Here is a 12120-nt window from a genome sequence, read left to right as displayed (position 1 = left end):
GGTGTCTCCACGTTCCGCATCCGATGTCGACGCGTTCATGGAGGGCCGCCCCTGATGTCTTTTTCCATCGTCTGTTCGGATCTGTCGTTCGCCTGGCCGGACGGCACCGTCGTGCTGGACGGGCTGGACGCCGCGTTCGGCACCGGCCGCACCGGCCTGATCGGCGCCAACGGGTCCGGCAAGTCCACGCTGCTGCGGCTGATCGCCGGGGAGCTGCGGCCGGCGTCCGGGACGGTGCGGGTGGCCGGGCGGGTCGGCCACCTGCCGCAGGACCTGCCGCTCGGCACCGCCCGCACCGTGTCCGACCTGCTCGGCATCACCGCGACCCGCCGGGCGCTGCACGCCATCGAGCGGGGCGAGGCCGCCGAGGAGCACTTCGCCGCCGTCGGCGACGACTGGGACGTGGAGGAACGCGCCCGCGCCCAGCTCGACCGCCTCGGCCTGGCGCACCTCGACCTGGACCGCACGGTGGCGGCGCTGTCGGGCGGCGAGGCGGTCATGGTGGGGCTGGCCGCGCTGCTGCTGGCCCGTCCCGACATCCTGCTGCTGGACGAGCCCACCAACAACCTGGACCTGGACGCCCGGCGCCGCCTGTACGACGCGGTCGCCGCCTGGCCGGGCGTGCTGGTGGTGGTCAGCCACGACCGGCGGCTGCTGGAGCTGGTCGACGAGATCGCCGACCTGCGCGACGGCGCCGTCCGCACGTTCGGCGGCAACCTGCCGGCCTACGAGGAGGTGCTGGCGGTGGAGCGGGAGGCGGCCGAACGCGCCGTCCGCTCGGCCGAGTCGCACCTGCGGCGGCAGCGGCGCGAGCTGGAGGAGGCGCGGGTGAAGCTGGCCCGCCGCGTCCGCTACGGCGACAAGATGTACGACACCAAGCGGGAGCCGAAGGTCGTCATGAACGCGCGCAAGCGGGAGGCGCAGGTGTCGGCGGGCAAGCACCGCATCCTGCACGAGCAGCGCCTGGCCGACGCCCGCGAGCGGCTCGCCGAGGCCGAGGAGGCGGTCCGCGAGGACGAGGAGATCCGGGTCGAGCTGCCCGCCACCGAGGTCCCGGCGGGCCGCACCGTGCTGACCGTCACCGGGCTGCGCGCGCCGGAGCCGGGCTCCCTGGCGGAGCTGGTCGTGCGGGGTCCGGAGCGCATCGCGCTGGTCGGCCCGAACGGCTCGGGCAAGACGACGCTGCTGCGCGCGATCGCCGGCGAGGCGGTGCCCGAGGAGCCGCCCGAGGCGGGGGCGGTCGCGGCGGGCACGGCCGTCCGGACGGGCGTGGCGGGCGTGCGGTACCTGCCGCAGCGCTTGGACGTCCTGGACGACGGGCTCAGCGTGGTCGACAACGTGCGGGCCTTCGCCCCGTCGGCGTCGGTGAACGCGGTGCGGGCCGGGCTGGCTCGGTTCCTGTTCCGCGGCGCCCGCGCCGACCGGCCCGCGGGCACGCTGTCGGGCGGCGAGCGGTTCCGGGCGGTGCTGGCGGCGCTGCTGCTGGCCGAGCCCGCCCCGCGGCTGCTGCTGCTGCTGGACGAGCCGACCAACAACCTGGACATGGCCAGCGTGCGCAGGCTCGGCGAGGCGCTGGACGCCTACCGGGGCGCGCTGATCGTGGTCAGCCACGACCTGCCGTTCCTGCGGACGCTGGGCATCACCCGCTGGCTGCGCATGGACGCCGCCGCCGGACTGTCGGAGGCCGATCCCATGTGAGGCGGATATGAGCTGGATATGAACGGGTATGACCCGGAACGAGCCGCAACGGATACGGTCTCCTGCCGCCGCCGACGGGGTGCTCTGCCGGCTCCGCCTTTGCATATTCATCCATCTTGATGCATACTCTTGCCGAACAAGGGTGAGAGAAGGGCGGGGTGCGGATGGGCATCCGGGCGGCGGTGGCGGGAGCCAGCGGCTACGCGGGCGGAGAGATCCTGCGGATCCTGGCGGGCCACCCCGAGTTCGAGATCGGCACGGTGACGGCGGGCGCCAACGCGGGCACGCCGCTGGGCGCGCACCAGCCGCACCTGCGCCCGCTGGCCGGACGGACCCTGGCCGAGACCACACCGGACGCCCTGGCCGGGCACGACGCGGTCTTCCTGGCGCTGCCGCACGGCCAGTCCGCGGCCATCGCCGAGCAGTTGGGCGACGACGTGCTGGTGGTCGACTGCGGCGCCGACTTCCGCCTGGCCGACCCCGCCGACTGGGAGCACTTCTACGGCACCCCGCACGCGGGCACCTGGCCGTACGGGCTGCCCGAACTGCCCGGCCACCGCGAACGCCTGCGCGGCGCCCGCCGCATCGCCGTGCCCGGCTGCTACCCGACGGCCGTGCTGCTGGCGATGTACCCGGCGTTCGCCGCCGGCCTGGCCGAACCGGACGTCGTGGTCGTCGCCGCGTCCGGCACCTCCGGCGCGGGCCGCGCCCCCAAGCCGCACCTGCTGGGCAGCGAGGTCATGGGCTCGGTCAGCGCCTACGGCGTCGGCGGCGTCCACCGGCACACCCCCGAGATGGCGCAGGGCCTCAGCGCCGTCGCCGGCGAGCGGGTCACCGTGTCGTTCACGCCCACCCTGGCGCCCATGAGCCGCGGCATCCTGGCCACCTGCACCGCCCGGGCCAAGCCCGGCGTCACCGCCGAGGCGCTGCGCGCCGCCTACGAGAACGCCTACGCCGGCGAGCCGTTCGTCGGGCTGCTGCCCGAGGGCACCTGGCCCGCCACGTCCATGACCCTGGGCGCGAACACCGCGCTCGTGCAGACCGCCCTCGACGAGCGCGCCGGGCGCCTCGTCGTGGTCGCCGCCATCGACAACCTCGCCAAGGGCACCGCCGGAGGCGCCGTGCAGAGCGCCAACCTCGCCCTCGGCCTGCCCGAAGAACTCGGACTCACCACGATCGGAGTGTCCCCGTGAGCGTCACCGCCCCCCGCGGGTTCCGCGCCGCCGGCGTCGTCGCCGGGCTCAAAGACGGCGGAGCCCGCGACCTGGCCCTGGTCGTCAACGACGGCCCCTCCCGCGCGGCGGCCGGCGTCTTCACCCGCAACCGCGTGAAGGCCGCCCCCGTCCTGTGGTCCCAGCAGGTCCTCAAAGGCGGCCGCGTGCGCGCGGTGGTGCTCAACTCCGGCGGCGCCAACGCCTGCACCGGCGCGCCCGGGTTCCAGGACACCCACGCCACCGCCGAGAAGGCCGCCGAACTGCTGGCCGACTCGGCCGGCGAGATCGCGGTGTGCTCCACCGGCCTGATCGGCGAGCGGCTGCCCATGGACAAGCTGCTGCCCGGCGTGGAGACCGCCGTGGCCGAGCTGTCGCGCGGCGACGGGGGCCTGGCCGCCGCCGACGCCATCCGCACCACCGACACCGTCGCCAAGATCGCCTTCCGGTCGGGCGACGGCTACATGATCGGCGGCATGGCCAAGGGCGCGGGCATGCTCGCGCCGTCGCTGGCCACCATGCTGTGCGTGCTGACCACCGACGCCGACCTGGACGCCGCCGCCCTCGACCGGGCGCTGCGCGCCGCCACGTCCGTCACCTTCGACCGGCTGGACACCGACGGCTGCATGTCCACCAACGACACCGTGCTGCTGCTGGCGTCCGGCGCCGCCGGCACCGCACCGGACGAGGCGGCGTTCACCGAGCTGCTCACCGACCTGTGCGCCGACCTGGCCCGGCAGCTGCTGGTCGACGCCGAGGGCGCGGCCAAGGCCATCGCCATCGAGGTCGTCGGCGCCGCCAGCGAGGACGACGCGGTCACCGTGGGCCGCTCCATCGCCCGCAACAACCTGCTCAAGTGCGCCATCCACGGCGAGGACCCCAACTGGGGCCGGGTGCTGTCGGCCGTCGGCACCACCGACGCGGTGTTCGAGCCCGACCACCTCAACGTCGCCATCAACGGCGTGTGGGTGTGCCGCAACGGCGCGGTCGGCGACGACCGCGACAAGGTCGACCTGCGGCCCCGCGACGTCACCATCACCGTCGACCTGTCGGCCGGCCCGCACAGCGCCACCGTGTGGACCACCGACCTGACCGCCGACTACGTCCACGAGAACTCGGCCTACTCGACATGAGCGACATCGAATGAGCGACGTCAAATGAGCGATATCGTCTCCGGAGCGCGGGTGCGCAAGAACCGGGCCGGGGTCCTGGACAAGGCGGAGACCCTGATCAAGGCCCTGCCGTGGCTGGAGCGCTTCCACGGCAAGACCGTCGTGATCAAGTACGGCGGGCACGCCATGACCGACGAGGCGCTGCGCTCCTCGTTCGCCGAGGACGTGGTGTTCCTGCGGTACGCCGGGCTGCGCCCGGTGATCGTCCACGGCGGCGGCCCGCAGATCAACGCCGCCCTCGACAAACAGGGCATCGAGTCCACCTTCACCGCCGGGCTGCGCGTCACCACCCCCGAGGCCATGGAGGTGGTGCGGATGGTGCTGGTCGGGCAGGTCGGCCGGGACGTGGTCGGGCTGATCAACCGGCACGGCCCGTTCGCCGTCGGCATGTCCGGCGAGGACGCCAACCTGTTCACCGCCGAACGCAAGCACGCCGTCGTGGACGGCGAACCGGTCGACATCGGCCAGGTCGGCGAGATCGTCGAGGTGCAGGTCGGCGCGGTGCGGGCGCTGCTGGACGACGGCCGCATCCCCGTGGTGTCCAGCGTCGCCCGCGGCGACGACGGCGAGATCTACAACGTCAACGCCGACACCGCCGCCGCCGCGCTGGCCGTCGCGCTCGACGCCGCCAAGCTGGTCGTGCTCACCGACGTGGAGGGCCTGTACGCCGACTGGCCCGACAGCGACGACGTCATCGACCGCCTCACCACCGACGAGCTGGCCGCGCTGCTGCCGAACCTGTCCTCGGGCATGGTGCCCAAGATGGAGGCGTGCCTGCACGCGGTGCGCGGCGGGGTGCCGCGCGCGCACGTGCTGGACGGCCGCGTGCCGCACTCGCTGCTGCTGGAGATCTTCACCGAGGAGGGGATCGGGACGATGGTCCTGCCCAGCCCCATGGAGGCGGACAAGTGAACGACGAGCTGAGAAAGCGGTTCGAGGCCGCCTTCATGCCCAACTACGGCGTGCCCCCGCTGGCGCTGGCGCGCGGCGAGGGCAGCCGGGTGTGGGACGCCGACGGCAACGCCTACCTCGACCTCATCGCGGGCATCGCCGTCAGCTCCCTGGGCCACGGCCACCCCGCCCTGGTCGAGGCGGTCACCGCGCAGGTCGCGCGGCTGGCCCACACCTCCAACCTGTTCCTGCACGAGCCGGAGGTGCTGCTGGCCGAGCGGCTGCGCGGCCTGCTCGGCGGCGACGGCCAGGTGTTCTTCACCAACAGCGGCACCGAGGCCAACGAATGCGCGCTCAAACTCGCAGTCAAGCACGGCAGGGCGCACGGCCGCACCTGCTTCGTGGCCACCGAGAACGGCTTCCACGGCCGCACCATGGGCGCGCTGGCCCTGACGGGCAAGGCGGCCATCCGCGAGCCGTTCGGGCCGTTCGGCTGGGACGTGCGGTTCGTCCCCTACGGCGACGCCGAAGCCCTCGAAGCCGCCGTCACCGCCGAGTGCGCGGCGGTGTTCCTGGAGCCCACGCAGGGCGAGGGCGGGGTCGTCCCGCCGCCCGAGGGGTACTTCGCCGCGGCGCGGCGGATCTGCGACGCCGCCGGCGCGCTGCTGGTCGCCGACGAGATCCAGTCGGCGATCGGCCGCACCGGCGCCTGGTTCGCCCACCAGCACGACGGCATCCGCCCCGACGTGCTCACCCTCGCCAAGGGCCTGGGCGGCGGCATGCCGATCGGCGCGTGCATCGCCCTCGGCCCCTACGGCGAGGTGTTCGCCAAGGGCGACCACGGCTCCACCTTCGGCGGCAACCCCGTCAGCGCCGCCGCCGCCCTGGCCGTCCTGGACACCATCGAACGCGACGGCCTGCTCGCCAACGCCGCCGAGGTCGGCAAGGCGCTGGCCGACGGCATCGCGGCGATCCCCCACCCGCTGCTGGCCGGGGTGCGCGGCCGCGGCCTGTGGCTGGGCGTGGTGCTGAGCCGCCCGGCCGCCGCCGCCGTGGAGGCCGCCGCCCGCGACGCCGGCTTCCTGGTCAACGCCGTGCAGCCGGACGCGGTGCGCCTGGCCCCGCCCCTGATCCTCACCGCCGGCGAGGCGCGGTCGTTCGTCGACGCGCTCCCGGCGATCCTCGACGCGGCCGCAGCGGCCGCACCGGCCGGTAAGGAGAACTGACCGATGGTCCGGCACTTCCTGCGCGACGACGACCTGACCCCCGCCGAGCAGGCCGAGGTCCTGGACCTGGCCGCCGAGCTCAAGCGCGACCGGTTCGCCCGCCGCCCCCTGGAGGGCCCGCGGTCGGTGGCGGTGCTGTTCGACAAGCCGTCCACCCGCACCCGCGTGTCGTTCGCCGTCGGCATCGCCGAACTGGGCGGACACGCCCTGATCATGGACGCCGGAGCCAGCCAGCTCGGCCGCGGCGAGACCATCGCCGACACCGCCCGCGTGCTGGAGCGGCAGGTCAGCGCGATCGTGTGGCGCACCTCCGGGCAGGAGCGCATCGAGGAGATGGCCGACGGCACCGCCGTGCCCGTCGTCAACGCCCTCACCGACCGGTTCCACCCCTGCCAGGTGCTGGCCGACCTGCAGACCATCAAGGAGGCCAAGGGCGCCCTCGCCGGCCTCACCCTGGCCTACTTCGGCGACGGCGCCAACAACATGGCCCACTCCTACCTGCTGGGCGGCGCCACCGCCGGCATGCACGTGCGGATCGCCGCGCCCGAGCAGCTCCCGCCGGACCCCGCCGTCGTCGAACGCGCCGCCGAGATCGCCGCGGCGACCGGCGGGTCGGTCACCGTCACCGCCGACGCCAAGCGCGCCGCCGCCGGCGCCGACGTGCTGGCCACCGACACGTGGGTGTCCATGGGCCAGGAGGGCAAGGACACCTCCGCCTACGAGCCGTACGCGGTCGACGAGGCGCTGCTCGCCCAGGCCGCCCCCGACGCCCGCGTGCTGCACTGCCTGCCCGCCTACCGCGGCAAGGAGATCTCCGCCGCCGTCCTGGACGGCCCGCAGAGCGTGGTGTGGGACGAGGCCGAGAACCGCCTGCACGCCCAGAAGGCCCTGCTCACCTGGCTGCTGGAGCACTGACCATGACCACCCCGATCACCAAGACCGCCCGCCAGGCCCGGGTGGTCGAGCTGCTCACCCGGCACCCCGTGCACTCCCAGGCGGAGCTGGCCAAGCTGCTGGCCGACGAGGGCGTCGAGGTCACGCAGGCGACGCTGTCGCGCGACCTGGTGGAGATCGGGGCGGTCAAGCTGCGCGCCCAGGACGGCAGCCTCATCTACGCGGTGCCCGGCGAGGGCGGCGAGCGCATCCGCCGCGCCGCCACCGGGACCGAGACCTTCACCGGGCGGCTCGCCCGGGTGGCCGCCGAACTGCTGGTGTCCGCCGAGTCCTCGGCCAACCTGGTGGTCCTGCGCACCCCGGCGGGCGCCGCGCAGTACCTGGCGTCGGCGATCGACCACGCCGAGTGGCCCACCATCCTCGGGACGGTCGCCGGCGACGACACCGTCCTGGTGATCGCCCGCGACCCGGACGGCGGCGAGGAGGTCGCCCAGGCCCTGCTGCGCCTGACCAACGGGCGCGAACGACGAGCCTAGGGGCCGCGCGCCCCTTCGCACGAACACCTGACCGCGTCCGGCCGGGACCGGGCCCGCACGGGGCGGGGCATGCCGCCCTCACCGGCGCAGTGGTCGTACGCTGATGCGGAACATTCCGCGTGCCCCGGTCCGAGGCGGCCCGGGTGCAGCCGACGCGGTACCCAGAAACTCAGCCATGACGGTGGGAAGAGGATTTTCGTGACCAAGGCACCGACGCGACTGTGGGGCGGACGGTTCGAGGGCGGTCCGTCGGACGCGCTCGCGCGGCTCTCGGTGAGCGTCCAGTTCGACTGGCGGCTGGCCCCCTACGACCTCATGGGGTCGCGCGCGCACGCCCGCGTGCTCAACCGGGCGGGCCTGCTCACCGACGAGGAACTCGACCGCATGCTCGGTGCCCTGGACGACCTGGAGCGGGCGTGCCGGTCCGGCGAGTTCCGGCCCACCGTCGCCGACGAGGACGTCCACACGGCGCTGGAACGCGGCCTGCTGGAGCGCCTCGGCACCCTCGGCGGCAAGCTGCGCGCCGGCCGCAGCCGCAACGACCAGGTCGCCACCGACCTGCGCCTGTACCTGCGCGACCACGTCCGGCAGATCGTGCACCGGCTGGTCGAGCTGGAGAACGCGCTGATCGGCCAGGCCGAGCGCAACCTGGGCGTGGCCGCGCCCGGCATGACCCACCTGCAGCACGCCCAGCCCGTGCTGTTCTCCCACCAGCTGCTGGCGCACGTGCAGCCGCTGACCCGCGACATCGACCGGCTGCGCGACTGGGACCGGCGCGCGGCCGTCTCCCCGCTGGGCTCGGGCGCCCTGGCCGGCTCGTCGCTGCCGCTGGACCCGCAGGCCACCGCCGAGGAACTGGGCTTCGACTCGGCCGCGCCCAACTCCATGGACGCCGTCGCCGACCGCGACTTCGTCGCCGAGTTCCTGTTCGTCGCCGCGCTGATCGGGGTGCACCTGTCGCGGCTGGGCGAGGAGATCTGCCTGTGGGCCTCGCAGGAGTTCCGCTGGATCGAGATGGACGACACCTACGCCACCGGGTCGTCCATCATGCCGCAGAAGAAGAACCCCGACGTCGCCGAGCTGGCCCGCGGCAAGGCCGGACGGCTCATCGGCCACCTGGTGGGCCTGCTCACCACCCTCAAGGGCCTGCCCCTCACCTACAACCGCGACCTGCAGGAGGACAAGGAGGGCGCCTTCGACGCCGTCGAGACCCTGCTGCTGGTCCTGCCCGCGATGTCCGGGCTGATCGCCACGATGCGGGTCAACACCGAGCGGCTGGAGGCGACGGCGCCCGACGGGTTCGCCCTGGCCACCGACCTGGCCGAGCTGCTGGTGCGGCGCGGCGTCCCGTTCCGCGAGGCGCACGAGGTCGTCGGCCACCTGGTGGTGTGGTGCCAGGTCAACGACAAGGACTTCGGCGACCTCACCGACGAGGACCTGGCCAAGGTGTCGCCGCACCTCACCCCGGACGTGCGGGAGGTCCTGGACGTCCAGGGGGCGCTGGCGTCCCGCAAGGCCTACGGCGGCACCGCCCCCGACCGGGTCCGCGAGCAGCTGACCGCGCTGCGCGCCCTCGTCAACGAGCACGCCGCGTGGGCCGCGGGCCCCGACGAGAGCTGACCCCTCGCCGCCCCGCACGCGGTACGGTGACAGGCCGACGCGCACCCCGGGCGCCCCGGGCGCCCGGGGGCGGCGCCCAGGCGGCATCACGGTGAGGACATGGACGAGGTTCTGCTGCGACGGGACTTCTTCGACCGCCCGGTCGAAGAAGTCGCACCCGACCTGCTCGGACGCGTGCTGGTACACCGCACGGACGAGGGCGAGGTCGCGGTGCGGCTCACCGAGGTGGAGGCGTACGCGGGCCCCCTGGACCCCGCCTCCCACGCCTACCGGGGGAAGACGCCCCGCACCGCGGTGATGTTCGGCCCGCCCGGGCACGCCTACGTGTACTTCACCTACGGCATGCACTTCTGCGTCAACCTCGTGTGCGGCCCGGACGGCACCGCCTCGGCCGTCCTGCTGCGCGCCGGCCGGATCGTCGCGGGCGAGGACCTGGCGCGGCGCCGCCGCCCGCGGTCGACCGAACGGGACCTGGCCCGCGGCCCCGCGAGGCTCTGCCGGGCCCTGGCCATCGCCCGCGAGCAGAACGGCCTGGACGCCTGCTCGCCCGGCGGGGAGCTGCGGATCCTCGCGGGGGACGGCCCCGTCGACCCGTCCCTGGTGCGGACGGGCCCGCGCGTCGGCGTGAACGGAGGCAAGGAGACACCGTGGCGGTTCTGGATCGACGGCGACCCCACCGTCTCCCCCTACCGCCCCCACGTCCCGCGCCGCCGCCGTTCGGCGTCCACCACCCGCGCGTGACATCCGGGGAGGCGGCACACGGTGCACGCACCCTCCGGGGCGGTGAAATCGATGAAGCATCGGCCGTGTTGAACCCGTAGGGTTATCCAGGTGCCCGGGCTCCGCCGCGCGGCGGTCCGGCACCGAGATCGACGAATCCGAGAACGAGGAAGAACGTGACCGACATCCTGAACGATCTGGCGTGGCGCGACATGATCGCGCAGTCCACCGATCTGGATGACCTGCGGACGCTGCTCGCCGCGGGGCCGGTCACGCTGTATTGCGGGTTCGACCCGACCGCGCCGTCGCTGCACCTGGGCAACCTCATCCAGATCCTTACCCTGCGGCGCTTCCAGCAGGCCGGGCACCGGCCGATCGGCCTGGTCGGCGGCGCCACCGGACTGATCGGCGACCCCAGCGGCAAGAGCGCCGAACGGGTGCTGAACTCTGAGGAGACCGTCGCCGGCTGGGTGGAGCGCATCCGCGGCCAGGTGGCCCGGTTCCTGGACTTCGAGGACGGCCCGGCCGGCGCCCTCATGGTCAGCAACCTCGACTGGACCGGCCCGATGAGCGCGATCGAGTTCCTGCGCGACATCGGCAAGCACTTCCCGGTCAACCGGATGCTGGCCCGCGAGACCGTCCGCAAGCGCCTGGACACCACGGGCATGAGCTACACCGAGTTCAGCTACGTGCTGCTGCAGGCGATGGACTACCTGGAGCTGTACCGCCGGTACGGCTGCCGCCTGCAGACCGGCGGCAGCGACCAGTGGGGCAACCTCACCGCCGGCGTCGACCTCATCCGGCGCGTCGAGGGCGGCACCGCGCACGCCCTGACCACCCCGCTGCTGACCAAGGCCGACGGCAGCAAGTTCGGCAAGACCGCCGGCGGCGAGACCTACTGGCTCGACCCCGAGCTGACCTCGCCGTACGCCTTCTACCAGTTCTGGATCAACGCCGACGACCGGGACGTGGAGCGCTACCTGAAGGTCTTCAGCTTCCGCCCCCGGGAGGAGATCGAGGACCTGGTCAAGCAGGGCGCCGAACGGCCCGCCGCCCGCATCCCGCAGCGCGCGCTCGCCGAGGAGGTCACCACCCTGGTGCACGGCGCCGAGGAGTGCGCCCGCGTGATCGCCGCGTCCCGGGCCCTGTTCGGCCAGGGCGAGCTGCGCGACCTGGACGAACGGACCCTGCAGGCGGCCCTGGCCGAGGTCCCGCGCGCCGAGGTCCGGCCCGGCGAACTGCCGCCCGTGGCCGACCTGCTCGCCTCCTCCGGCCTGTGCAAGAGCAAGTCCGAGGCCCGCCGCACGATCACCCAGGGCGGCGCGTACCTCAACAACACCAAGGTCGAGGCCGAGGACGCCGTCCCGTCACCCGACGACCTGCTGCACGGCCGCTTCCTGGTCCTGCGCCGGGGCAAGCGCAACATCGGCGGCGTAGAGGTCGTCCGCTCCTGACCCCGGCACGGTCTGCGGCCGCCCGGCCGACGGCGGGCGGCCGCAGACCCACCCGGTAACAAGAACTCACCACGCGCCATCAGCACCCACAAGGCTGCCGCCCTCAGATCCCCGGCTGCCTCACCGGCACGCGAGCCGAGTGCCTTTAGCGCGCTCCAATTCTGTTCGCCGAGGGACAGCGTGGCCGACCACGCCCAGCACGACCGGCCGAACCGACATGGGACGGGGGCCTGACCTCACCTCGCCGTGCGGGGGCGGGTTCGGCTCGCGGGGGCCGATTTGACGACTCCGTCGGACCTCCCTAATCTTCTTTCTGCCCCGAGGGGATGCGGGACGCCGGAGACGGCGGACGGCCCCGGGGAACCTCCTTCCAGCCGGGAAAACGATTCGGAGTCTGGTTCGGGTCGTTGTAGGCTGAGGGGACCGGCCTGGACGGGATGCGGGACACCGCGTGTGCGGTGGCCGGCCCGCGGGACTCCTCCGTGATTGATCTGCTTGGGCGATCTTGGTCGCCGGGTGGTCGGTGTGCGGGGGCCGGGCTGGGTCTGGATACCGGATCGGTTGGTCTGGTTGACAGACGGGACGGTTCCGGTAAGATAGAAGGGTTGCCCCGGAGTCGGGGCCCGCGCGAGGCGGGTTCCGCGCGGTGGGTGTCCGTTTCTTGAGAACTCAACAGCGTGTTAAAAGCCAGTGCCTTT

10 protein-coding genes are annotated in these 12120 nt (G+C 73.6%); all 10 read left to right on the top strand.

Going from position 1 to position 12120, the window contains the following annotated elements; all coding sequences use genetic code 11:
* The first annotated feature begins 54 nt into the window (after nt 1-54).
* The 10 genes from ABD879_RS02840 to tyrS all read left to right on the top strand — a co-directional run bounded on the left by ABD879_RS02840 (nt 55) and on the right by tyrS (nt 11422).
* Complete coding sequence (locus ABD879_RS02840; protein WP_345017107.1) at nt 55-1698, top strand: ABC-F family ATP-binding cassette domain-containing protein; 1644 nt, start codon at nt 55-57, stop codon at nt 1696-1698.
* Nucleotides 1699-1862: 164 nt separating this feature from the next.
* Complete coding sequence (argC, locus tag ABD879_RS02835; RefSeq protein ID WP_345017285.1) at nt 1863-2891, top strand: N-acetyl-gamma-glutamyl-phosphate reductase; 1029 nt, start codon at nt 1863-1865, stop codon at nt 2889-2891.
* The gene (gene argJ, locus ABD879_RS02830) at nt 2888-4042 is read left to right on the top strand and encodes a bifunctional glutamate N-acetyltransferase/amino-acid acetyltransferase ArgJ (RefSeq protein ID WP_345017105.1); all 1155 of its coding nucleotides are present in this window, start codon (nt 2888-2890) and stop codon (nt 4040-4042) included. Before argC ends, argJ begins: the two co-directional genes overlap by 4 nt.
* A 24-nt stretch (nt 4043-4066) precedes the next feature.
* A complete protein-coding gene (gene argB / locus ABD879_RS02825; RefSeq protein WP_345017104.1) occupies nt 4067-4993 on the top strand; it encodes an acetylglutamate kinase in 927 nt (308 codons plus the stop codon).
* A 35-nt stretch (nt 4994-5028) separates the two neighbouring features.
* Nucleotides 5029-6198, top strand: coding sequence for an acetylornithine transaminase (locus tag ABD879_RS02820; protein WP_345017283.1), 1170 nt, complete (start codon nt 5029-5031; stop codon nt 6196-6198).
* A 3-nt stretch (nt 6199-6201) separates the two neighbouring features.
* The gene (gene argF / locus ABD879_RS02815; protein WP_345017103.1) at nt 6202-7113 is read left to right on the top strand and encodes an ornithine carbamoyltransferase; all 912 of its coding nucleotides are present in this window, start codon (nt 6202-6204) and stop codon (nt 7111-7113) included.
* A 2-nt stretch (nt 7114-7115) separates the two neighbouring features.
* Entirely contained in the window at nt 7116-7628 is a 513-nt protein-coding gene (locus ABD879_RS02810) for an arginine repressor (protein ID WP_345017102.1), read from the top strand.
* A gap of 198 nt (nt 7629-7826) precedes the next feature.
* Complete coding sequence (argH, locus tag ABD879_RS02805; protein ID WP_345017101.1) at nt 7827-9248, top strand: argininosuccinate lyase; 1422 nt, start codon at nt 7827-7829, stop codon at nt 9246-9248.
* 99 nt (nt 9249-9347) lie between these two features.
* A complete protein-coding gene (locus ABD879_RS02800; protein WP_345017100.1) occupies nt 9348-9989 on the top strand; it encodes a DNA-3-methyladenine glycosylase in 642 nt (213 codons plus the stop codon).
* Between the two features lie 155 nt (nt 9990-10144).
* On the top strand, nt 10145-11422 hold the full coding sequence (gene tyrS, locus ABD879_RS02795) for a tyrosine--tRNA ligase (protein WP_345017098.1): 1278 nt from the start codon (nt 10145-10147) through the stop codon (nt 11420-11422).
* Nucleotides 11423-12120: the final 698 nt, after the last annotated feature.

The organism is Actinomadura keratinilytica (genome assembly GCF_039539665.1).
GTDB classification, from domain to species: Bacteria; Actinomycetota; Actinomycetes; order Streptosporangiales; family Streptosporangiaceae; genus Spirillospora; species Spirillospora keratinilytica.
This window is presented reverse-complemented; position numbering and strand designations above follow the sequence as displayed.